This window comes from Janibacter cremeus (assembly GCF_029395675.1).
GTDB lineage: Bacteria > Actinomycetota > Actinomycetes > Actinomycetales > Dermatophilaceae > Janibacter > Janibacter cremeus_A.
Genome location: NZ_CP115184.1, coordinates 2650570 through 2672867 on the forward strand (window position 1 = coordinate 2650570; position 22298 = coordinate 2672867).

Here is a 22298-nt window from a genome sequence, read left to right on the forward strand (position 1 = left end):
CCTGACCACATGACCGACATCCCCACCACCGACGAGCAGCACGACCGCACCGAACCGATCGACCTCAACGCGGAGATGCAGCGCAGCTACATCGAGTACGCGATGAGCGTCATCGTCTCCCGGGCGCTGCCGGACGTGCGCGACGGCCTCAAGCCCGTGCACCGGCGCATCGTCTACGCCATGTACGACGGTGGCTACCGCCCCGACCGCGGTTACAACAAGTGCTCGCGCGTCGTCGGTGACGTCATGGGCCAGTACCACCCGCACGGCGACACCGCGATCTACGACGCGATGGTCCGCCTCGTGCAGCCGTGGTCGATGCGCTACCCGCTCATCGACGGGCAGGGCAACTTCGGCTCCGCCGGCAACGACGGTGCCGCCGCCCCCCGGTACACCGAGTGCAAGATGGCGCCGCTGTCGCTGGAGCTGGTGCGCGACATCGACCAGGAGACGGTCGACTTCGTCCCCAACTACGACGGCAAGACGATGCAGCCGGACGTGCTGCCGGCCCGCTTCCCCAACCTGCTGGCCAACGGCTCCGCCGGCATCGCCGTCGGCATGGCCACCCAGATCCCGCCGCACAACCTGCGCGAGGTCGCCGAGGCCGCCCACTGGATGCTCGACCACCACGAGAGCACCCGTGAGGAGGCCCTCGAGGCGATCACGGGGATCATCAAGGGACCGGACTTCCCCAGCGGCGCACTGATCATGGGCACGCGCGGCATCGACGACGCCTACCGCACCGGCCGCGGCTCGATCATCATGCGCGCGGTCGTCGAGGTCGAGGAGATCCAGGGCCGCACCTGCCTCGTGGTCACCGAGCTGCCCTACCAGGTCAACCCGGACACGCTCGCGCAGAAGATCGCCGAGATGACCAAGGAGGGTCGCCTCTCCGGCATCGCCGACATCCGCGACGAGACCTCTGGTCGCACGGGCCAGCGCCTGGTGATCGTGCTCAAGCGCGACGCCGTGGCCAAGGTCGTGCTCAACAACCTCTACAAGCACACCCAGCTGCAGACCACGTTCGGTGCCAACATGCTGGCCCTGGTCGACGGGGTGCCGCGGACCCTGCCGGTCTCCGCCTTCATCCGGCACTGGGTCGAGCACCAGATCGACGTCATCGTCCGGCGCACCGAGTACCGGCTGCGCAAGGACGAGGCCGCGATCCACATCCTGCGCGGCTACCTCAAGGCCCTCGACATGCTCGACGAGGTCATCGCGCTGATCCGCCGCTCGCCGACGGTCGAGGAGGCCCGCGAGGGCCTGATCCAGCTCCTGGACATCGACGAGGTGCAGGCCCGGGCGATCCTCGACCTCCAGCTGCGGCGACTGGCCGCGCTGGAGCGGCAGAAGATCATCGACGAGCACGACGAGATCGAAGCCCGGATCATCGACTACAAGGACATCCTCGCCAAGCCCGAGCGGCAGCGCCAGATCGTGCGCGACGAGCTGACCGAGATCGTCGACCGCTACGGCGACGACCGGCGCAGCCGGATCCTGCCCTACGACGGCGACGTCGCCATGGAGGACCTCATCCCCGAGGAGGACGTGGTCGTCACGATCACCCGGGGCGGCTACGCCAAGCGCACGCGGGTGGACGAGTACCGGGCCCAGAAGCGCGGCGGGAAGGGGGTGCGCGGCGCCACCCTGCGGGGCGAGGACGTCGTGCGCAACTTCTTCACCACGACCTCCCACCACTGGCTGCTCTTCTTCACCAACATGGGCCGGGTCTACCGGATCAAGGCCTACGAGCTCCCCGAGGCGGCGCGTGAGGGCAAGGGCCAGCACGTGGCCAACCTGCTCGCCTTCCAGCCGGAGGAGCAGATCGCGGCCGTCTACGCGATCAAGGACTACGAGGTCGCGCCGTACCTCGTGCTCGCGACCAAGAACGGCCTGGTCAAGAAGACCCGGCTGAGCGAGTACGACTCGCCCCGCACCGGTGGGCTGATCGCGATCAAGCTGCGCGAGGGCGACGAGCTCATCGGCGCCGGCCTGGTCCACGCGGAGGACGACCTGCTGCTCGTCTCGCGCCACGCGCAGTCGGTGCGCTTCCACGCCACGGACGACGTGCTCCGGCCGATGGGCCGCTCGACGAGCGGCGTCACCGGCATGAAGTTCCGCGACGGCGACTCCTTGCTCGCCCTCAACGTCATCCCCGACGGTAGCGACCCCGATGTCTTCGTCGTCTTCGAGAACGGCGTCGCCAAGCGCACCGCGGCCTCCCAGTGGACGGCCAAGGGCCGTGCCGGTCTCGGCGTCCTCGCGGCCAACTCCGGGAAGGGCGGTCAGCTCGTCGGTGCCCTGGTCGTCGACGAGCTCGACGAGGTCATGGTCGTGATGGAGAAGGGCAACATCGTCCGGTCCGCCGTCACCGAGATCAACCGCACCAGCCGCAACACGCAGGGCGTGAACTTCGCCAAGCCTCGCAAGGGCGACGCGATCGTCGCGGTCGCCCGGAATGTCGATCGTGGCGAAGACGCGGAGATCGAGGACGGGGAGGTAGCGTCGGACCCTGACGTGAAGTCCGTCGAGAGCGACTCGGCGGAGACCGGCCAGCAGGGGGACGCCCCCGGAGGTGACGACGAGTGACTTCGCCAGGAGACACCACGACGATGCGGACGTCGTCCGACCCGAACCGTCCCCAGGGCGGCGGTCCCGCTGCCCGACCCGCGCCCCGGGCCGGTCGCCGCGTCCGGCTCATGGTCTCGCGGGTGGACCCCTTCTCGGTCATGAAGGTCGGCTTCCTGGTCTCCGTGGCCATGGGCATCGCCTTCGTGGTGATGACGGCGGTCCTGTGGATGCTCATGGGTGCCATGGGCGTCTTCGACACCGTCAACGAGCTCGCCGGGCAGATCCTCGGCGAGGGCTCGGGCACGGAGTTCGACATCATGGACTTCGTCGGCTTCGGCCGGGTCCTGTCGCTGTCGATCATCGTCGCCGTCATCGACGTCGTGCTCATGACGGCGATCGTGACGCTCGGGGCCTTCCTCTACAACATCGTGGCGAGCCTCGTCGGCGGCATCCACATGACCCTGACGGACGACTGACCGGCTCCGGGACGTCGTTTTGGAATCGGCGTCCGGAGTGAGGTACTGTCGGGCGTCGCACCACGGTGCACGCGGGCCTATAGCTCAGCTCGGTTAGAGCGCTTCCCTGATAAGGAAGAGGTCCCTGGTTCAAGTCCAGGTAGGCCCACCACGGGCGGCGAAGGAGAGATGATGAAGAAGGTTCTCGCCCTCGCCGCCGCTGCCGCAGCCGGGGCGGTGTACGCCCGGCGCAAGGTCGAGCAGCAGCGATCCGAGAAGGACCTGCACGCCGCGACCTCCCGGATGAGGACCCCCACCGCGACGAGCGGTGGGGCGTGGGCGGCCGCGACGGACCGCCCGACCTGATCCACCAGCCCTCGGGGGCGTGGCGCAATTGGTAGCGCACCTGCTTTGCAAGCAGGGGGTTGTCGGTTCGAGTCCGATCGCCTCCACCGAGTAGGACGAAGGCGGTGCCCGGAGGTGCTCACACCTCAGGGCACCGCCTTCGTCGTCCCTGCCCCGCGTTCCGCCCTGCGCACCGGGTGCCCACCCCGCGCGGCGGTCGGCCTACGTTGGCGAGAAAGACACGAGCCAGGAGGCCCCCATGAGCACTGTCGAGACCACCACCAACCCCGAGGTCGCCGAGTCGATCGATGTCAACGGCATCGCGACGAACTACCACGACGTGGGCGAGGGCGACCCCGTCCTGCTGATCCACGGCTCCGGCCCCGGCGTGAGCGCGTACGCCAACTGGCGCGTGGTCCTGCCCGAGCTGTCGCGCACCCACCGCGTCATCGCACCGGACGTCCTCGGCTTCGGCTACACCGAGCGCCCGGAGGGCATCACCTACGACATGGCGACGTGGACCGAGCACCTCGTCGGCCTCATGGACGCCCTGGGCATCGAGAAGGCCGCGGTCGTGGGCAACAGCTTCGGCGGGGCGCTCGCCCTCAACGTCGCGGCACACCACCCGGAGCGCGTGACCAGGCTCGTCCTCATGGGTGCGGTGGGCGTGCCCTTCGAGATCACCGAGGGCCTGGACAAGGTCTGGGGCTTCGAGCCCTCCCTGGAGAACATGGTCGACCTCATGGACGTCTTCGCCTACGACCGCTCGCTCCTGACCGAGGACCTGGCCCGGCTCCGGCTCGAGGCCGCCACCCGCCCGGGCGTGCACGAGGCCTACCGCTCGATGTTCCCGGCGCCGCGGCAGAACTCGGTCGAGGCGATGACGATCCCCGACCAGGACATCCGCGCCATCACGCAGCCGACGCTGATCATCCACGGCCGCGACGACGAGGTCATCCCGCTGAGCAACTCGATGCGCCTCCACGAGCTCATCGAGCAGTCCCAGCTGCACGTCTTCGGCCAGTGCGGTCACTGGGTGCAGATCGAGCACACCAAGGACTTCACCCAGCTCGTCGAGTCCTTCCTCGCCTGACGACACGCAGGTGGGCATCGGCCCTCAGGCCACGGGACGGTGCCCTCAGGCCACGGGACGGTGCTTCCTGGGCAGCTTGGCCACGACCGTCTCGTAGGAGTCCTCGACCGCCTCGAGCAGCTCGTCGAGCGGGATGGCCCCGCCGATGGTCAGGGTGTTCCAGCCGCTGCGGCCGATGTAGGCCATGACCGCGGCATCGTGCGGGTAGCGGGCGAGCCACTCGTCGGCCTCCTCCCGGGTGGCGCCGGCCTTGACACCGACGGACCGGGCGCCGAGGAAGGCGAAGATCCTGCCCTTCGCCGCGGGCCCGACCTTCGCGACGAGGTCGCCCTCCCACGGCTCGTCCGGCCACGCTCCCGGGAGGGGGAGGGCGTGGTCACGGATGGTGTCGGCGGCGGCCACCTGCCCAGCGTGGCACAGCGAAGGGGGCCGGCCCGCTGGTGCGGACCGGCCCCCCTCGCGTGGTGCTGGTGGTGACGCTCAGAGCTTGTCGTCGCGGTCGACCGGGAGGTCGCCGTCGAGGTGCTCCGGCGCGAGGTCGGCGTGCTCCGTGGTGTCCGTGGTCGACGGGACGGACGAGTCGTTGTCCGCCCAGTCCTGGGCCGAGGTCCACGCATCGGTGCCCTCGGCCGACGTGGCCTGCGGGGTCGGGTCGAGCGCCGGGTCGATGGGGGCGGCGTTGGCGGACTCGGCAGCCGGTGCCACGCCGGTGGCGGCGATGCCGCCCGTGACGGACGAGTCGCGGCCGGTGGTCGGCGCCTTGTAGGGGTCACCGGTCGGCACGGCCCACGGGTCCTTCTTCGGGGCCAGCTTCATCTTGGCGGCGACGGCGGCGACGCCACCGGCGAGGACGGCCAGCAGGACCAGCTTGCGCTTGCGGCCCTTCTTCGTGGGCTTGCTGCCCTTGCCCTTGGCGGCCTCGAGGGCGGCCCCGGTGTCGCGCTCGTCGCGCAGCGCCGCCATGACCTCGGGGCCACGCACGACGGCCTCGTCGGCGGCCTTGCGGCCCGCGGCGAGCCCGGCGGCCGCGAGGCTGCCCGCGGTCCCGACGATGCGCTCGCGGGCCTCCGCGAAGTCCTCGCTGGCGTGGTCCGTGGCCTTGCGGGCCTTCTTCTTGTGCTTCTTGAGGTCCTTCGCGGCGGCCTGGCGACGCTTGCCCGCGGTCTTCTTGGCGTCCTTCTTGGCCTGCTCGGCCTCCGCGCGCAGCTCCTCGGCGCGAGCCGTGGCGTTCGCGCGGGCGGTGGCTGCCTGCTCGGCGGCCGCCTCCTTCAGCTCGTGGGCGCGCTCACTGCCGTGCTCGGTCTGCTCTGCGAGCTTGTCGATGATCTCGTGGACCTTGACCGCAGCGGTCTCGGCGGTCTCGTGGGCGCGCACGCGCCCGTCCTCGACCTTGTTGTTCGTCTGGAACACCATTCCTCCTGCGCGATGGACTACACCCCCATCCTGCACCGGATCGCTCGTGGGGGAAACCGAGAGGTCCCGAACGGACCGGGCGGTCCACGTGTCGGACGCGCTGACTACGATGAGGGCATGAAGGCGATTCTGCACACGAACCACGGCGACATCTCCATCGAGCTGTTCCCCAACCAGGCCCCCAAGACGGTCGACAACTTCGCCGGTCTCGCCACCGGTGAGAAGGAGTACACCGACGACGCGGGCCGCTCCAACCCCACGAAGTTCTACGACGGTCTCGGCTTCCACCGGGTCATCCCCGGCTTCATGATCCAGGGCGGGTGCCCGCTGGGACAGGGCGTCGGCGGTCCCGGCTATGCCTTCGACGACGAGATCCACCCCGACCTGACCTTCTCCAAGCCGTACCTGCTCGCCATGGCCAACGCCGGCAAGCGGATGGGCAAGGGCACCAACGGGTCGCAGTTCTTCGTCACCGTCGGTGAGACCCCGTGGCTGAACGGCAAGCACACGATCTTCGGCGAGGTCTCCGACGCCCCGAGCCGCGAGGTGGTCGACTCGATCGCCGCCGTCCCGACCGGTGCGATGGACAAGCCGGCCGAGCCGGTCACCATCGACTCCGTCGAGATCATCCGGGACTGATCCCGTGACCCAGCCGCCCCAGGGCTGGGGAGGAGCCACCGGACCGCGCGACGGTGCCGGTGGCTCCGACGTTCCGGTCTGCCCCCGGCACCCGGACCAGGTCTCCTACATCCGCTGCCAGCGCTGCCGCCGACCGGCCTGCCCGGAGTGCCAGCGCAGCGCCGCGGTGGGTGTCCAGTGCGTGGACTGCCTCCGGGAGCAGGCGAAGGGGGAGCGCCGCCCGGTCACCGTCCTCGGCGGGCGCGCCGGGGCCGACAAGCCCTACCTGACCATGACGATCATCGCGATCTGCGTGCTCGTGTGGATCGGTGAGCAGATCTCCCCGCAGGTGTTCCAGGCGGTCGCCTTCGCGCCGGTGCTCGGCGCGATCGAGCCCTGGCGGTTCATCACCTCGGCCTTCGCCCACAGCCCGAACCAGATCATGCACATCGGCTTCAACATGTTCGCCCTGTGGATCGTCGGCAGCTACCTCGAGCAGATGATGGGCTGGGCGCGCTACCTGGCGATCTACCTCGTGACGGCCGTCGCCGGGACGGTGGCCTGGCTGCTCTTCCAGCCGGTCGCGTGGGGCGTGCCGGGCTCCAACACCCCGCTCGTGGGTGCCTCGGGGGCCGTCTTCGGGCTGTTCGCCGCGGTCATCGTGCTCAACCGCCACCTCGGCCGCGACAGCTCGAGCATGGTCGCCATCGTCGGCATCAACGCCGTCATCGGCTTCATCATCCCCAACGTCGCCTGGGAGGCCCACCTCGGTGGCCTCGTCGCCGGTGGCATCGTCGCCCTGGCGCTGACGTGGGCCCGCACCCGGCGCAGCCCGGTCATCGCCTGGGCCGGGATCCTCGGTGTCCTGGCCGTGGTGCTCGCCCTCGCGGTGGGCAAGTACGCCCTGTCCCCGGGAGCCCCCATGCTCCTCGGCTGAGTGAGTTACACGCGTGTAATTGTCCCCAGATGGGGACAAGCCTGTGGACAACTCCAGTTGTCCACAGGGCTGTGGGGGGACAGCATGCGCGAGGGCCCGCACGTCACACGAGCGGGCCCTCCGTGCGCGGGGAGCGGGGCTACTTCCACCTGGTCGTCATGGCGAACCCGGCGAGGATCAGGCCGAAGCCGACGCCGAGGTTCCACATCCCCCAGCTGGGGACGGGGTACTGCTGCTTGGTGATGTAGAAGGTCACGACCCACAGCCCACCGATGACCATCAGGGCGAGCATCACGGGCACGAACCACGGTGGGTTGCCGACGCGCTGTGCCTTCGCCTTGTGCCGCTGCTTGGCCTCTGCCTCCTCGACCGCGGCGTCGGCCTTGGCCCGCTTGCTCGGGTCGCCGGAGCGCGAGAGCCGGCTGGCCTTCGCCTTCCCGGTGGCCGAGGCCTTGGTCGCCGGGGTGTCCTTCGCGTCATCGGCGGACTTCGCCACTGCGTGCTCCTTCGAGGATGTCAGGTTCGTGGCCTAGCGTAGAGGTCTCCACCGGTGCGACCGAGCGAAGGGGGTGGGACACCCGTGGCCGAGGACGAGACCTCTGCCGGGCAGGAGTCGAGCCCGACCCTGGACGTGGGGCCCCCGACGGATCGTCCCCGGGCGGGACGCCTCCGCGCGTGGCTGACCCACCGTCCCACCGGGTGGTCCGCGCTCGTGCCCGTCATCGCGCTGGGTGCCGGGCTGCTCTTCGCGACCTCCAGCGCCACCGCCCGCGGCACCGACCTGCGGGCGGAGAGCGCCGATCTGCCGGGACTCATCCAGGAGGGCACCCGCGAGAACGAACGGGCCGCGCAGCGGGTCGAGGTCCTGCGTGAGGACATCGAGCGTCTGACGAGCGAGGCGGCTCCCGGGAGCAAGCGGCTGCGCGAGGTCGAGCAGAGGACCACCGCCGTGGCCGACGAGGCGGGTCTGGTGCCGGCCACCGGCGAGGCGGTGACCGTCACCCTCGACGACGCCCACCTCGACGCCGACGAGATCCCTCCCGGCTTCACCGTCAACGACGTGATCGTCCACCAGCAGGACGTCCAGGGCGTCGTCAACGCGCTGTGGCGCGGTGGCGCCGAGGCGATGCAGATCATGGACCAGCGGGTGATCTCCACCAGTGCGGTGCGCTGTGTCGGCAACACCCTGATCCTCCAGGGCCGTGTCTACTCCCCACCCTTCAGGATCACCGCCGTCGGTGACCCGGACGAGCTGCAGGAGGCACTCGACGAGGACCCCGCCGTCGCCGTCTACCGGCAGTACGTCGCCGCCGTCGGTCTCGGCTACGAGGTGACGGTCGACGAGCAGCGCGAGCTGCCCGCCTTCTCGGGCCAGACCGGTCTGGAGTACGCCCGGGCCGTGCCCGACGAGCGGTGAGGTCCATACTGACCGGGTGAGCCAGATCCTCGTCGTCGACAACTACGACAGCTTCGTCTTCACCATCGTCGGGTACCTGCAGCAGCTGGGTGCCGGGACGACGGTGGTACGCAACGACGCCATCTCCCCCGGGGACGCGGCCGACTTCGACGGGGTCCTCGTCTCGCCGGGGCCCGGTACACCGGAGGACGCCGGTGTCTCCATGGCCATGATCGAGTCGTGCGCGGAGCGCGCCCAGCCGATGCTGGGCGTGTGCCTGGGGCACCAGGCCCTCGGGGTCGTGCTCGGGGCGAGCGTGGGACGGGCACCCGAGCTCCTCCACGGCAAGACCAGCCGCGTCCTCCACGACGAGGACGGTGTGCTCGCCGGGCTGCCCTCCCCCTTCACCGCGACGCGCTACCACTCGCTGACGATCGACCCGGCGACGGTCCCGGACGATCTCGTCCCCAACGGCCACACCGAGTCCGGCGTCATCATGGCCGCCCGGCACCGGAGCCTGCCGCTGCACGGGGTCCAGTTCCACCCCGAGTCGGTCCTAACGGAGGGCGGCCACCGCGTCCTCGCCAACTGGCTGGGGATCACCGGCGACTCCGGGGCGGTCGCGCGCAGCGACGGCATGTCACCCCTCGTGCGGGACGTCGAGGGCGTCGCCCGGGTCGTCGCGCAGGGCTGACCTGACCGCTGCGAGCACGCGGTCGGCCCCCGCCGGAGGGCGGGGGCCGACTCGCGTGCACCGGTTGGCCCTACGGGCTCGGCGGCGAGCCCGTGCTGCGGGGGGAGGATCCCGTGTCGGGACCGGTGGGTGAGGAGGTGTCCTCACTGGGGGTCGACGTCTGCGACCCGGTGTCCGTCGACGTGGACGTCGGCTCGGGCTCCTCGGTCGCGGTGGTCTCCGACTCGGTCGGCTCGACGGTCTCGGTCGTGGGGGGTGCCGTGACGGTCGAGGCGGGCTCCTCCGCGATGACGAAGGTGACCTCGGTGCCCTGCTCGACCTTCCCGGCCGCGGGGTTCTGCGAGAGGATCGTGCCGGGTGTCGCCTGGGACTCCTCGGGCTGCTCCACGACCTCGAGGTTGAGGTCGTAGAGCTCGGAGCGCACCTCCGAGATGTCCTGACCGACGTAGTCCTCCAGCTCGACCTGCCCGCTGGCCACGACGAGGTCGACGGTCTCCCCCTTCGATACCGTCTCCGACACCGACGGGGAGACGGAGATGACCTTGTCGGGGCCCTGCGCGGCAGAGTCCTCCTCCGTGACGTCGCCGACCTGCAGACCCGCTCCCTCGAGCGCTTCCGTGGCCTCGGACCTGGTCATCCCGACCACGTTGGGGACACTGACGTCCGCAGGACCCGTGGAGACGGTGAGGGTGATCTCGTCCCCCTCCTGCGCGGTCGAGCCCTCCCGCGGATCCTGCGCGATGACCTGGCCCACGGACTCGTCGCTGGACTCGCTGACGGTGTCCACCTCGAGCCCCAGATCGGTCAGCTCCGCGGTTGCCTCCTCCTCGCTGGTCCCGACGACCCCGGGCACGGTGATCTCGGGCGCGCCCCTGCTGGCGTCCCAGGCGAACCAGCCGAGAAGCAGGAGCGGGATGAGCAGCAGGGCGGCGAAGAGCCAGCCGAGGCGGGAGTTGCGTCGACGCTCGGTCGTGGTCGGGATCGACGCCGTATCGGGGTCGGTGCGCGGGGACGTCGACCCGGCGAGCGAGGCGCCGGCGACGGCCGGCAGGGCCGCAGTGGGGGCCTCGAGCCGGGAGGTCGCCACCGGGCTGACCGGACGGCCGTGGGCGAAGGCCTCCAGGTCCTCGGCCATCGCCTTGGCGTCGGGGTACCGCTCGTCGCGGTCCTTGGTCAGTGCGTGGACGACCACGGCATCCAGCTCGGAGGGGACGTCGGGGTTCACCGACGAGGGGAAGGGGATCTCCGAGTTGACGTGCTGGTAGGTCAGCGAGATGGGCTCGCCCGTGTACGGGGTGCGCCCGGTCAGGAGCTCGAAGAGCAGGCAGCCGGTGGAGTAGACGTCACTGCGCTTGTCGACCGTCTCGCCCCGGGCCTGCTCGGGGGAGATGTACTGCGCGGTGCCGATGACGGCCTGGGTCTGCGTCATCGTCGCCTGGGTGTCGGCGATGGCCCGGGCGATGCCGAAGTCCATGACCTTCACGTCGCCGGCGTGCGTGACCATGACGTTGCCGGGCTTGATGTCGCGGTGGACGATCCCCATGTCGTGGCTGTAGTCGAGGGCCTCGAGGACGTGCTGGACGATCCGCGCGGCCTCGTACGGGTCCAGCATGCCGGACTCGGTGTCGTTGAGCATCTCCCGCAGGGTGAAGCCGTCGACGTACTCCATGACGATGTAGGGGATGTCCAGCTCGGCGCCGCCGGTCTCGCGCAGGTGCTCCTCGCCGGAGTCGTAGACGGCCACGATCGAGCGGTGGTTGAGGCCGGCGACGGACTGCGCCTCACGCCGGAAGCGCGCGAGGAAGGCCGCGTCCCGGGCGTGGTCGGTTCGCAGGATCTTGATCGCGACGGGGCGCCCCAGCCGGGCATCGTGGCCGAGGTGGACCTCGGCCATGCCGCCGCGACCGATGAGTTCCCCGACCTCGTAGCGTCCGCCGAGCAGGCGAGGTGCCGACGTGCTCATGCTGTCTCCCGGGGCTTGCAGATGGCTGGCGTGGTGGTCGTCGTGCTCACTCGAGAGCCGCCTTCATCACGGCGCTGCTGATCGGTCCGGCCACGGCCCCGCCGTAGGCCTCGCTGCCGGCTCGTCCGCCTTCCTCGACGACGACCGCGACGGCGATCTCGGGGTTGTCCGACGGCGCGAAGCCGGTGAACCACGCGTGTGGTGAGGCATCGGGGGCGTGCTCGGCCGTCCCGGTCTTGCCGGCGACGCTGACACCGGGCACCGCTGCCTGGGTCCCCGTGCCGTTCGAGACGACGAGCTCCATCATCTCGGTGAGCTCGTCGGACGTGGAGGAGTCCATGGCCTCGGAGAGCTGCTCCGGGTTCGTCTCGTCGATCGTCGACAGGTCGGAGCCGAGGACCGACTGGATCATGTAGGGCCGCATGACGTCCCCGTCGTTGGCGACGGCTGCGCTGACCATGGCCACCTGCAGCGGCGTGACGCGCACCTCGTACTGACCGATCGCGACCTGTGCCTCCTGCGGGGGGCTGAGGTCCTTCGGGATGGTGGAGGGTGCGACCTCCATCGGGACCTCGAGGTCGTCACCGAAACCGAACTGGCTCGCCTGCTCGCGGATCTTCTCCCCGCCGAGCTCCATGCCGAGCCAGCCGAAGGCGGTGTTGCACGAGTCCTGCATCGCGATGTCGAAGGCGACCTCGTCACCGGGGCCGCAGGCCAGGCCACCGTGGTTGGGCAGACCGACCTCGGTCTGGGGCAGGTCGAGGTTCGCCGGCCCGGGGAGCGTCGAGTCCGCGTCCCACTCGCCGTCCTCGAGGGCGGCAGCGGCGGTGATGATCTTGAAGACCGATCCCGGGGGGTAGAGGTTCCCCTCGATGGTCCGGTTGACGAGGGGGTTGCCCGGGGCGGAGGTGAGCCTCTCCCAGGTCTCCTTCTCGACCTCCGCGTCGTGGCTGACCAGCCCGTTGGGGTCGTAGTCGGGGTGCGAGACCATCGCCAGGATCGCCCCGGTGCGCGGGTCGAGCGCGACGACCGCGCCGCGCTGGTCTCCCAGCGCCTCCTTGGCGGCCCTCTGCACCTCGGGTCGGATCGTCAGCTCGAGGCTGGCGCCCTTGGGCGTGCGGCCGGCGATGGTGCCCGTGATCCGGTCGTAGAAGAGCTTGTCGTCGCGCCCCGAGAGCAGCCCGTCGGCCGCGCCCTCGACCCCGCCGCCGGGGCCGTAGGTGAAGGAGTAGTAGCCGGTGACGTGGCTGTAGGTCTCGGGGTGGGGGTAGACGCGCTGCCACTGGAGGTCGTCCTGGGAGGGCTCGGACGTCGCGATCGGCTGCCCCCCGAGGAGGATCTCCCCACGCTCGCGGGCGTAGTTCTCCAGCTGGGTGCGGCGGTTGCCATCGGCGTTGTTGATCTCCTGGGCGCCCAGCACCTGGATCCAGGTGCTGGAAGCCAGGATCGCCACGAACATCGCGGCGACGAGCATCGACAGGCGACGGATCGGTTGGTTCATCGCGTCTTCACCACCTGGGTGGGCGCGTCCATCGAGGCCGGGTCGAACTCCGGCTCGGGACGGCGTGCGTGGTCACTGATGCGCAGCAGGATGGCGACGAGGGTCCAGTTGGTCAGCAGCGAGGACCCACCGTAGGCGACGAAGGGGAGCGTCAGGCCGGTCAGCGGGATGACCCGCGTGACGCCGCCGATGACGACGAAGACCTGGATCGCCAGGACGAAGGTCAGGCCGGTGGCGAGCAGCTTGCCGAAGCCGTCACGCAGGCCGATGGCCGAGCGCAGCCCGCGCTCGATGAGCAGGGCGTAGAGCAGGATGATGGCGAAGACGCCGATGAGGCCGAGCTCCTCGGCGAGGCTGGTGAAGATGAAGTCCGACTCCGGCAGCGGCGTCAGCCAGGGGCGACCGCGGCCCAGGCCGGTGCCGGAGATCCCACCGGCGGCCATGCCCATGATCCCCGTGGCCAGCTGGCCGCACTGCTCGGCGCCCTCCTGCGAGAACGTGTCGGTCCAGCACAGGATGCGCGTGCGGATGTGGCTGGCGAACTGGTAGGCGATGAAGGCACCGATCGCGGCGAAGCCGAGGCCGAGGACGATCCAGGAGATCCGCTCCGTGGCGACGTAGAGCATGGCGACGAAGAGGCCGAAGAGCAGCAGTGTCGTGCCGAAGTCGTTCTCGAGCACGAGCACGAGGGCGGCCACGACGCAGGCGATGAGCAGCGGCCCGAGGTCACGGGCGCGGGGGAAGGAGATGCCCATGAACTTGCGGCCCGCCAGGGCGAGCATGTCGCGGGTCTGCACGAGGTACCCGGCGAAGAAGATCGCCAGCAGGATCTTCGCCACCTCGGCCGGCTGGAAGGTGAAGAGCCCGAGCTTGATCCAGATGCGGGCACCGTACACGGTGTGACCGAGCGGGGTCAGCGGCATCGCGATGAAGATGAGCGCGAGCAGTCCTGAGGTGTAGGTCAGTCCGCGCAGCGTCCGGTGGTCGCGCAGGGTGACGAGCACGATCAGCGCGATGGCGACGCCGAGGCCCGTCCACAGCACCTGTCGTGAGGCCAGGCCGGACGTGAAGTCCTTGCCCGCGGCGAGGTCGAGGCGGTGGATCATCACCAGGCCGATGCCGTTGAGCAGCGTGACCACGGGCAGGATGATCGGGTCGGCGAAGCTGGCCCGCCAGCGCAGGACGAGGTGCACCCCGAGCGCGATCAGGCCGAGGACTCCGGCGTGGCCGAGCAGGTCCGGCGGGATCTCGCCGTCCTGGGCCACGGTGACGTTGACGTAGGCGAGGACGACGACACCGAGCGCCAGTGCGGTGAGCAGCAGCTCGATGTTGCGGCCACGGGCCGGGGTGATGGTCGTGATCGCTCGACTCATCTGCCGCACGACTCCCCTGCGGCCCGCAGGTCGCTGCACTTCTGTGCCGCGACCCGCAGGCTGTCCAGTCGCTGCTCGGCCTCACTGCGGGAGCTGACGGAGATGGTCTCCTCGACCTCGCTGCGGTAGAAGGAGGGCAGCTCGTGCATCTCGATGTCGGTCTGCTCGACGACGGAGTGCAGCGAGAGCGGCCCGAGGTCCTGGGCGACGCCGCGGTAGAGCGTGACGTTGTCGTCCTGGACGCCGACGAAGTACTGGGTCTGGGTCCAGGCGTACCCCGCGTAGGCGACGGCGCCGAGGAGGAGCACCGCGATGCCCGCCCCGAGGAGGCGACGCACCCACCGGCGGCCGGAGCCGCTCTCCTCGTCCAGCTCCACGCCCTCGTCGTCGGTGCGGGTCAGGGCGGCTGCCCGGGAGGCGGGCGAGTCCTGGGTGCGCTTGCCGGGGCGCCTCAGAGCGGCCGAGCCGACGACCTGCGGCTGGGTGGAGGGTGCGCTGGTGGCGTCGACGACGTCAGCGACGATGACGGTGACGTTGTCGGGGGCGCCGGCACGCAGGGCGAGGGAGACGAGGTCGTCCGCCGCCTGCCCCGGTCGGGAGCCGGCGGTGAGGATCTCCTCGATCGTGTCGAGGGCGACGAAGCCGGACAGTCCGTCGGAGCACAGCATGTACCGGTCGCCCCGTCGGGCCTCGCGGGCGCCGAGGTCCGGCTCGTCGTCGGGGTCGCCGGTGAGGACCCGGGTGACGACGGAGCGCTGGGGGTGGGTGCTCGCCTCCTCCTCGGTGATCCTGCCCTCGTCGATGAGGGTCTGGACGAAGGAGTGGTCCTTCGTCACCTGCGACAGGCGTCCCTCGCGCAGCAGGTAGGCACGGGAGTCACCGATGTGGGCGAGGATCAGCTTGTTGCGCGCCCGCATGAGCGCCGTGACCGTCGTGCCCATGCCCTCGAGCTCGGGGTTGTCGGCGTAGGTGCGCGAGATCTCCTCGTTGGCGGCGGTGATCGCCTTGCCCAGCCGGAGGGAGGCCTCCGCCGCGGTGAGGGAGTCGTGGTCCATCTCGACGAGTTCGGTGATGACGGTCGCGGAGGCGATGTCACCACCGGCGTGGCCGCCCATGCCGTCGGCGACGACGAGCAGGTGGGGGCCGGCGTATCCGGAGTCCTGGTTGTCCTTGCGGACGAGCCCGACGTCGGAGCGAGCGGCGTAGTGGAAGGTCAGCGCCACGTCATTTCCTCAGCTCGATGACGGTGCGCCCGATGCGGATCGAGGTCCCGGTCTCGACGGGGACCGGGTCGCCGACACGGTACTGCCCGAGGAAGGTGCCGTTCGTCGAGCCGAGGTCCTCGACGTACCAGCCGTCCTCGGCCCGGATGATGCGCGCGTGCCGGCCGGAGGCGAACTCGTCGTCGAGGACGAGCGTGCACTCGGGGTTGCGGCCGATGAGCACGCCGGAGTCGCGCAGCGGCAGCGACGTGCCGGTGAGCGGCCCCGTGGTGAGCACGAGGTGGGTGGGTGCGCGCGGGTTGCGCGAGGGGCGGGCCGCACCCGCCGCGGCGCCCGCGCCGCGGCGCCCCTTCGGGGTCTTCTTCGCCGGAGCCGGGCGGCGGTTGACCACCCGGGTGCCGAAGAGATCGGTGCGCAGGACCGAGGCGACCGACAGCACGAACACCCACAGGAGCACGAGCAGGCCGAGACGCAGGACGGTTACCGTCAACTCGCTCACGTCGCTGCTCCGTTCGGGTGGGGGCCGTCAGCGACGGCCGGCATGGAAGGTGGCGTGGGTACGGCCGGCGGTGATCCGGTCACCATCGGCCAGGCGGACGGCATCCGTCGGCTCACCATTGACGAAGGTGCCGTTGGTCGAGCCGAGGTCACGCAGGTGCGTGGCGAATCGGGGGCCGTCCTGGGTGACCCGGACCTCGCAGTGTCGCCGTGAGATGCCCGGGTCGTCGAGGACGACGTCGGCGCTCTCGTCACGACCGAGCACGGTCATGGCGCTGATGAGGGGGTAGCGCTCGCCGGAGATCTCCAGCCAGGGGCGCTCGTCCACGGACACCGGCCGCGGAGGCCGGCTCGGTGGGACGGCGCGCTGGACCGAGGTCGGTGCATCATCGTCCTCCTCGACGGCCGCCCGTGGGCGCGGGGGTGCGGGGGACGAAGGGGGGTTCCCCCGGGCGCGCCCGGACGCGGGCGGCGCGTCCGGCTCGCCGTCGCGCTCCCAGCTGCCGGAGTACTCGTCGTAGCCGTCGTCGGCCACCTCGGGCGCGGTGTGGGCACGCACCTCGGCGCGGTCGACCCGTTGCCGAGCGGTCGCGGGCCGGACCCGGAAGACACCTGTCTCGAGCTCCTCGTCGCGGTCGAAGAGGACCTGGAGGGGGCCGCCGGGTTGGTAGCGCTGGGACTCGGCGTGCTCCTCGGCGGCGGCGACGAGCTCGTCCTCGAGCTCCTCGTCGAACTCCGTCAGCCGGTCGTAGTCGTCGGGAGCGAGCTCGACCGTGAAGAGGTTGGGGACGACGGTGCGTCCACGGCCGAGCACCGTGGCGCGGTCGTCCATGGCCCGGCGCAGGGCGGAGGCGAGCTCGAGCGGCTGGACCTCGGCGCGGAAGGCGCGGGCGAAGACACCGTTGACGGTGCGCTCCAGCTTGCGCTCCATGCGCTCGAACAGGCTCACGTCGCCGATCCTCCCTTCGCTCGGTCTCTGGGTGCACATGCGACCACCGTCGGTGTCCGCATGGACATGGGTGCGCCGATCCTAACGGCGCATCCTGACCGGATGCTGGACCCGGGGTCTCAGGAGGGCGACGATCCGAGACGTTCGCGCGCGCCGCGGCCGCGCCGACCCGCCTCGATCGTCCCGGTGGCCGCGCCGAGTCCGATGAGGGCACCGTTGCCGTAGAGGGTCTCGATGTGGCCGGCCGGCACGTCGAAGGTCTCGTGCCAGATGCCGACCGCCTCCGGGTGCAGCCGGGGTCCTCCGCCTCGCCCCGGGCGGCGGCGGCCGTGGCGCGCTCGAGCTCGGCGAGCATCTGCGGCATCGCCGTGAAGACCGGTCCCCACAGGTCGGGGCGGTGCTTCTTGCGGATGGTCATGCCGATGTTGAAGACGACGACGCCGCCCACCGGTGTTGACGCTCAAGTGCTACCGGCGCGAGGAGCTGCTGCCCCAGGGGCGGGTGATCACCCGCACGAGCGCCGAGTACGACGAGGGGCACGTCGAGCGGGTCCGCCTGGTGCGCGCGCTGACGGCCGTCGGCGGTCTCGACCCGGCCACGACGCGTCGCGTCATCACGGTCGAGCACGTCACCGTGAGCGGCACCGCCACCCGGCCTGCCCCGCGCTGAGGGGCGCGCCGGGGCCCCCGCTGCGGTGCCCGAGCGGACGGGCCGCCGCGCGGCCCGCGGGTGCCGTCGGGCCCGCTTTGGGAATCGGGCAGCTCATGGGGCACAATGAGACGGCTCACGCGCGACGTCGCGGGTGGGACACTCACGCGAGAGTGGCGGAACGGCAGACGCGCTGGCTTCAGGTGCCAGTGTCCGCAAGGGCGTGGGGGTTCAAATCCCCCCTCTCGCACACGAGTCCGCACCAGGACGACCACGACCCCCGACCCACACGGCTCGGGGGTCGTCGACGTCTGTGGGGCGCACGCCGACCGCTCGCCGTGGCCGGCCGACCGCTCGTCGAGGGTGGGTCTCAGGTCGCGAAACGCCGCGGCGAGGACGTGCCGACGACGTCCACACTTGTGCACCGTGGACCAGCTCAGGACGAAGCCGACCTTCCGACTGTGCCTCATCGCGCACTCGGTGGTCGTGATCGACGACAGCCTCTAGGCAGACGGCGCCGACCCGTCAGCCGTCCGTCGTCCCTTCCCACAGATCGAGCATGCCCATGACCACGTCATCCTCCGCCGCCCTCGCTCCCGACGCCGGGGCGCGTCCGTCCGCACCCACCGAGGGGCCACCCGTCGCCACCGGCCCCAACTCGCTCGCCATGACCACGGGGCTCGTCCTCGCCGTCCTCGGGTCGGTGTACCTCGCCACCAACCACGGCGCGAAGCAGACCGTCCTGTTCGTGCTGGGCATCGGCCTGGGCGTGGCCCTGTTCCACGCGCGCTTCGGCTTCACCTCCGCCTGGCGCCAGCTCGTCTCCGTCGGCCAGGGCCGGGGCCTGCGCGCGCACACCGTGCTGCTCGGGACGACGGCCGCCCTCTTCGCCGTCGTGCTGGCCACGGGTGTCGGCTTCGGCGGCGTGACACCACAGCCGAGCGTCGACCCGATCGGGGTCGGCACGATGGTCGGCGCCCTCCTCTTCGGCATCGGCATGCAGCTCGGGGGTGGCTGCGCCTCCGGGGTCCTGTACCACGTCGGCAGCGGGCAGAGCGCGATCGTCATCACCCTCGCGAGCTTCGTCGTCGGCTCCTTCGCGGGCACGTGGCGCATCGACTTCTGGCACGAGACCCTGCCGACCTTCGGCTCCTACTCCCTCTCCGAGGACCTCGGCTACGGCGGTGCCCTGGCGGTCACGCTGCTCGTCCTCGCGGCCATCGCCGGCGCGAGCATCCTCGTCGAGCGGCGTCGCACCCCGCCGCCGGTCGCGCCGGTCCCCACCGCACGTGGCCTGGCCCGGATCGTGCGCGGGTCGTGGCCGATGTGGGTCGGTGGAGTCGTGCTCGCGGCCCTCAGCGCCCTCGTGCTCATGACCAAGGGCAGCGCCTGGGGTGTCACCAGCGCCTTCGCCCTGTGGGGGGCCAAGATCGCCCAGGCGCTCGGCATGCACCCGGAGACCTGGTCCTACTGGCAGGACCCGGGCAACGCCGCGGACCTCAACGGCTCGCTCCTGGACCACGCGACGACCCTGAACGACCTGGGGATCATCGTCGGCGCCGGCCTCGCCGCCGCCGTCGGCGGGCAGTTCGTCGTGCAGCGGCGCATCCCGTGGCGCATCGTGGTCGCCGGCCTCCTCGGCGGCTTCCTCATGGGCTACGGCGCCCGGCTCTCCTTCGGCTGCAACATCGGTGCCTACCTGGCCGGGATCGCCAGCTTCAGCCTCTCCGGCTGGGTGTGGGCGGTCGTCGCCCTCGTCGGCACGTGGGTCGGGCTGCGCGCCCGGCGCCGGCTCGGGCTGGCCACGCCGCGGCCCGGCGACGGCGTCTGCTGACCCGCGGCGGAGCGACCCGCCGGCAATAAACACGATCGATTTGGTGTTTATTCGAAGGGGGGTGCAGACTGCACATTCCCGTTGCAGGAGAGCGGTTCCGACCAGGGGTGGACCGCGGCGACGGAGGTGACGCGAGGGCCGCGCCACAGATGCAGGAGGTAGTCGTGCTGTCAGCCACCGCCGCCGAGACCGTCCGGTCGACGCTGCCGATCATCGGGTCGAAGATCGACGAGATCACACCGATCTTCTACCGGCGGATGTTCGCCGCCCATCCCGAGCTGGAGCGTGACCTGTTCAACCGCGGCAACCAGGCCCAGGGCGACCAGCAGCGGGCCCTCGCCGGCGCGATCGCCGCCTACGCCACCCTCGTCGTCAGCCACGAGCAGCCCGACGTGGACGCGCTCCTGTCCCGGATCGCGCACAAGCACGCCTCGCTCGGCATCGCGCCGGACCAGTACCCGATCGTCCACCAGCACCTCTTCGAGGCCATCGCGCAGGTCCTCGGCGACGCGGCCACCCCCGAGGTCGTCGCGGCCTGGGACGAGGTCTACTGGGACATGGCCCACACGCTCATCCGGATCGAGAAGGGCCTGTACTCCCGCTTCGGCGTGGCCCCGGAGGAGGTGTGGCAGGACCTCGTCGTCATCGGGCGCCGCCAGGAGTCACCCGACACCGTGGCCCTCGTCCTGGCGCGCCGGGACGGTGAGCCGCTGCAGCAGGCGCAGCCCGGCCAGTACATCTCCGTGCAGGTGACCCTGCCCGACGGCGCCCGGCAGATCCGCCAGTACAGCCTCACCCGGGCCCCCGACAGCCGCTCGTGGGGCATCACGGTCAAGGCCGTCCCCGCGGGCGTCGTCGACGGCACCCCCGTCCCCGCCGGCGAGGTGTCGAACTTCCTCCACGACAACGTCTTCGAGGGGGACCTGCTGCACTGCTCGCTCCCCTTCGGCGACCTCGTGCTGGAGGACCGGACCGATCCCCTCCTCCTGGTGTCCGCGGGCATCGGCTGCACCCCGATCATCGGGATGCTCCACCACCTCGCCCGCACCGGCTCCGAGCGGCCGGTGACCGTGGTGCACGCCGACCGGTCCCCGGCCCGGCACGCGCACCGCCAGGAGCTCGCGGAACTGGTCCAGCGCATCCCCGACGCCCGCCTGCACCACTGGTACGAGGACCTGGGCGTGCGGCCCCCGAGCGAGACGGTGCAGCGCGGTCTGATCGACCTCGACGCGGCCCACGTCGACCCGGACGCGCAGGTCTACCTCTGCGGACCCCTGCCCTTCATGGAGCTCGTGCGCGGTCGCCTGGCCGGCCACGGCGTGCCCGAGTCGCACATCCACTACGAGGTCTTCGGGCCGGACACCTGGGTGCCCCACGCGGAGCCGGCCGCGGTCTGAGCGAAGGGGGCCGCCCCGCCCGGCGTCGTGGTCACCGGCCACGGCGGCCGGGCCGGGTCCCCCTTCGCCACTGCTCGATCGCTCGGGTGGACCACAGCGCCCACACGACGAGCACCGGCTGGAAGAACAGCCGGAGCAGCCGCGCGCGGTCGGTGTCGAGGCCGAAGGCGTCCCGGTGCTCGGTCAGCTGTGCGATGTTGCCCGGGAGGACCGCGACGAAGAGGGCCGCGGTGGCCAGCCCCACGACCGCGCGGTGCGGCTGCCGCCAGGCCACGAGCAGGGCCACCCCGACGGCGAGCTCCACCACCCCGGAGAGCAGGACGACCGTGTCCACGTCGAGCGGCACCCAGGGCGGCACCTGTGCCCGGAACTCCCTGCGGGCGAAGGTCAGGTGCCCGGTACCGGTGAACAGGAGGGCGGCGCCGAGCAGGACCTGGGCGAGCGCCCTCGGGGATGTCGTCATCCCCTGACCGTACGCAGATGCGGCAGAGTCCTCCCCATGACGTACACGACGATCCGCCACGACCTCGACGACGGTGTCCTCACCGTCACGCTCGACCGGGCCGACCAGCTCAACTCCTTCACCCCGACGATGGCCGACGAGCTCGAGCGCACCTTCCGGGAGGTCAACGACGACGACGCGGTGCGCGCGGTGATCGTCACCGGCGCCGGGCGCGCCTTCTGCGCGGGGATGGACCTCACCGCCGAGGGCAACGTCTTCGGCCTCGACGAGTCGATGTCCCCCTCCCTGACCGACATGCAGCAGCTCGACGACCCCGCCCTCGTCGCCGGCGTGCGCGACACCGGCGGCCGCGTCACCCTGGCCGTCCACGACTGCCGCAAGCCGGTCATCGCCGCGATCAACGGCGCCGCGGTGGGCATCGGCGCGACGATGACCCTGGCCATGGATGCCCGGCTGGTCTCGACGAAGGCGCGCGTCGGCTTCGTCTTCGGGCGGATCGGGATCGTCCCCGAGGCGGCCTCGTCCTGGTTCCTGCCGCGGATCGTCGGGCTCCCCACCGCCCTCGACCTCGTCCTGTCCGCCGACATCCTCGACGCCGACGCCGCCGTCGCGGCGGGGGTGGCCACCGGGCCGCACGAGCCGGACGACCTCCTGGGTGCTGCCCGGGCGCTCGCCGACCGCTGGACGAAGGGGCGCTCGCCGGTCGCGGTCGCCCTCGCCCGGCAGATGCTGCGCCGCAATGCCGCGACGCAGCACCCCGTGGAGGCGCACCGGATCGACTCCCTGGCCATGTTCGAGACGAGCATCGGTGACGGCAAGGAGGGCGTGGCGGCCTTCCTGGAGAAGCGGGACCCGCAGTACACCAGCCGGGCGTCGCAGATGCCGGGGTTCTACGAGGAGTGGATCGCCCGGGACGGGGGCTGAGCG

At 71.1% G+C, this 22298-nt stretch carries 23 protein-coding genes and 3 tRNA genes; 15 read left to right on the plus strand and 11 right to left on the minus strand.

Annotated features, from left to right (window positions below):
- Positions 1–9 precede the first annotated feature (9 nt).
- From gyrA to O9K63_RS12650, 6 genes are all read left to right on the plus strand, one after another.
- Positions 10–2589, plus strand: a complete 2580-nt coding sequence (gene gyrA / locus O9K63_RS12625; RefSeq protein WP_277238341.1) for a DNA gyrase subunit A — start codon at positions 10–12, stop codon at positions 2587–2589.
- On the plus strand, positions 2586–3047 hold the full coding sequence (locus tag O9K63_RS12630) for a DUF3566 domain-containing protein (RefSeq protein ID WP_277238343.1): 462 nt from the start codon (positions 2586–2588) through the stop codon (positions 3045–3047). Before gyrA ends, O9K63_RS12630 begins: the two co-directional genes overlap by 4 nt.
- A gap of 73 nt (positions 3048–3120) precedes the next feature.
- Positions 3121–3198, plus strand: a tRNA-Ile gene (locus tag O9K63_RS12635).
- A gap of 20 nt (positions 3199–3218) precedes the next feature.
- Entirely contained in the window at positions 3219–3392 is a 174-nt protein-coding gene (locus O9K63_RS12640) for a DLW-39 family protein (RefSeq protein ID WP_277238344.1), read from the plus strand.
- A 13-nt stretch (positions 3393–3405) separates the two neighbouring features.
- Positions 3406–3478 (plus strand) — tRNA-Ala (locus O9K63_RS12645).
- 152 nt (positions 3479–3630) lie between these two features.
- A complete protein-coding gene (locus O9K63_RS12650; RefSeq protein ID WP_277238345.1) occupies positions 3631–4464 on the plus strand; it encodes an alpha/beta fold hydrolase in 834 nt (277 codons plus the stop codon).
- 45 nt (positions 4465–4509) lie between these two features.
- On the opposite strand, the gene O9K63_RS12655 is transcribed toward O9K63_RS12650, so the two are convergent.
- Complete coding sequence (locus O9K63_RS12655; RefSeq protein WP_277238346.1) at positions 4510–4866, minus strand: MmcQ/YjbR family DNA-binding protein; 357 nt, start codon at positions 4864–4866, stop codon at positions 4510–4512.
- A gap of 78 nt (positions 4867–4944) precedes the next feature.
- A complete protein-coding gene (locus O9K63_RS12660) occupies positions 4945–5874 on the minus strand; it encodes a hypothetical protein (RefSeq protein WP_277238348.1) in 930 nt (309 codons plus the stop codon).
- Between the two features lie 120 nt (positions 5875–5994).
- Between O9K63_RS12660 and O9K63_RS12665 the strand changes: the two genes are divergently transcribed.
- Together O9K63_RS12665 and O9K63_RS12670 are read left to right on the plus strand one after the other, a co-directional pair.
- Positions 5995–6516: a peptidylprolyl isomerase gene (locus O9K63_RS12665; protein WP_277238350.1), complete on the plus strand. Its 522-nt coding sequence runs from the start codon at positions 5995–5997 to the stop codon at positions 6514–6516.
- 4 nt (positions 6517–6520) lie between these two features.
- The gene (locus tag O9K63_RS12670) at positions 6521–7432 is read left to right on the plus strand and encodes a rhomboid family intramembrane serine protease (protein WP_277238352.1); all 912 of its coding nucleotides are present in this window, start codon (positions 6521–6523) and stop codon (positions 7430–7432) included.
- A 139-nt stretch (positions 7433–7571) separates the two neighbouring features.
- Here O9K63_RS12670 and O9K63_RS12675 read toward each other — a convergent pair whose 3' ends face one another.
- Entirely contained in the window at positions 7572–7928 is a 357-nt protein-coding gene (locus O9K63_RS12675) for a cell division protein CrgA (RefSeq protein ID WP_277238354.1), read from the minus strand.
- 84 nt (positions 7929–8012) lie between these two features.
- On the opposite strand from O9K63_RS12675, the gene O9K63_RS12680 reads away from it, so the two are divergent.
- On the plus strand, positions 8013–8849 hold the full coding sequence (locus tag O9K63_RS12680) for a DUF881 domain-containing protein (RefSeq protein ID WP_277238356.1): 837 nt from the start codon (positions 8013–8015) through the stop codon (positions 8847–8849).
- Between the two features lie 16 nt (positions 8850–8865).
- A complete protein-coding gene (locus tag O9K63_RS12685) occupies positions 8866–9522 on the plus strand; it encodes an aminodeoxychorismate/anthranilate synthase component II (RefSeq protein WP_277238358.1) in 657 nt (218 codons plus the stop codon).
- A 70-nt stretch (positions 9523–9592) separates the two neighbouring features.
- Here the strand turns inward: O9K63_RS12685 and pknB are convergent, their stop codons facing one another.
- From pknB to O9K63_RS12720, 7 genes are all read right to left on the minus strand, one after another.
- A complete protein-coding gene (gene pknB / locus O9K63_RS12690; protein WP_277238360.1) occupies positions 9593–11485 on the minus strand; it encodes a Stk1 family PASTA domain-containing Ser/Thr kinase in 1893 nt (630 codons plus the stop codon).
- Between the two features lie 46 nt (positions 11486–11531).
- Positions 11532–12986: a peptidoglycan D,D-transpeptidase FtsI family protein gene (locus O9K63_RS12695; protein ID WP_277238362.1), complete on the minus strand. Its 1455-nt coding sequence runs from the start codon at positions 12984–12986 to the stop codon at positions 11532–11534.
- The gene (locus tag O9K63_RS12700) at positions 12983–14359 is read right to left on the minus strand and encodes an FtsW/RodA/SpoVE family cell cycle protein (RefSeq protein WP_277238364.1); all 1377 of its coding nucleotides are present in this window, start codon (positions 14357–14359) and stop codon (positions 12983–12985) included. The genes O9K63_RS12695 and O9K63_RS12700 overlap by 4 nt, the downstream gene beginning before the upstream one ends.
- Complete coding sequence (locus O9K63_RS12705; protein ID WP_277238366.1) at positions 14356–15582, minus strand: Stp1/IreP family PP2C-type Ser/Thr phosphatase; 1227 nt, start codon at positions 15580–15582, stop codon at positions 14356–14358. The genes O9K63_RS12700 and O9K63_RS12705 overlap by 4 nt, the downstream gene beginning before the upstream one ends.
- Before the next feature lies 1 nt (position 15583).
- The gene (locus tag O9K63_RS12710) at positions 15584–16081 is read right to left on the minus strand and encodes an FHA domain-containing protein FhaB/FipA (protein WP_277238368.1); all 498 of its coding nucleotides are present in this window, start codon (positions 16079–16081) and stop codon (positions 15584–15586) included.
- 27 nt (positions 16082–16108) lie between these two features.
- Entirely contained in the window at positions 16109–17068 is a 960-nt protein-coding gene (locus tag O9K63_RS12715) for an FhaA domain-containing protein (protein WP_277238371.1), read from the minus strand.
- 80 nt (positions 17069–17148) lie between these two features.
- Positions 17149–17415 carry a monooxygenase family protein gene (locus O9K63_RS12720; RefSeq protein ID WP_277238372.1) on the minus strand — a complete coding sequence of 89 codons (267 nt, stop codon included), beginning with the start codon at positions 17413–17415 and terminating at the stop codon, positions 17149–17151.
- A gap of 64 nt (positions 17416–17479) precedes the next feature.
- Here O9K63_RS12720 and O9K63_RS12725 point away from each other — a divergent pair, with 64 nt between their 5' ends.
- The 4 genes from O9K63_RS12725 to O9K63_RS12740 all read left to right on the plus strand — a co-directional run bounded on the left by O9K63_RS12725 (position 17480) and on the right by O9K63_RS12740 (position 20908).
- A complete protein-coding gene (locus tag O9K63_RS12725) occupies positions 17480–17698 on the plus strand; it encodes a MerR family transcriptional regulator (protein WP_277238374.1) in 219 nt (72 codons plus the stop codon).
- Between the two features lie 146 nt (positions 17699–17844).
- Positions 17845–17927: transfer RNA gene (locus tag O9K63_RS12730), tRNA-Leu, on the plus strand.
- Between the two features lie 315 nt (positions 17928–18242).
- Complete coding sequence (locus O9K63_RS12735) at positions 18243–19511, plus strand: YeeE/YedE family protein (protein WP_277238376.1); 1269 nt, start codon at positions 18243–18245, stop codon at positions 19509–19511.
- Positions 19512–19675: 164 nt separating this feature from the next.
- Positions 19676–20908, plus strand: coding sequence for a globin domain-containing protein (locus tag O9K63_RS12740; RefSeq protein ID WP_277238378.1), 1233 nt, complete (start codon positions 19676–19678; stop codon positions 20906–20908).
- A 31-nt stretch (positions 20909–20939) separates the two neighbouring features.
- On the opposite strand, the gene O9K63_RS12745 is transcribed toward O9K63_RS12740, so the two are convergent.
- The gene (locus O9K63_RS12745) at positions 20940–21371 is read right to left on the minus strand and encodes a DoxX family protein (RefSeq protein WP_277238380.1); all 432 of its coding nucleotides are present in this window, start codon (positions 21369–21371) and stop codon (positions 20940–20942) included.
- Between the two features lie 36 nt (positions 21372–21407).
- On the opposite strand from O9K63_RS12745, the gene O9K63_RS12750 reads away from it, so the two are divergent.
- The gene (locus O9K63_RS12750; protein ID WP_277238381.1) at positions 21408–22295 is read left to right on the plus strand and encodes a crotonase/enoyl-CoA hydratase family protein; all 888 of its coding nucleotides are present in this window, start codon (positions 21408–21410) and stop codon (positions 22293–22295) included.
- The last annotated feature ends 3 nt before the right edge of the window (positions 22296–22298 follow it).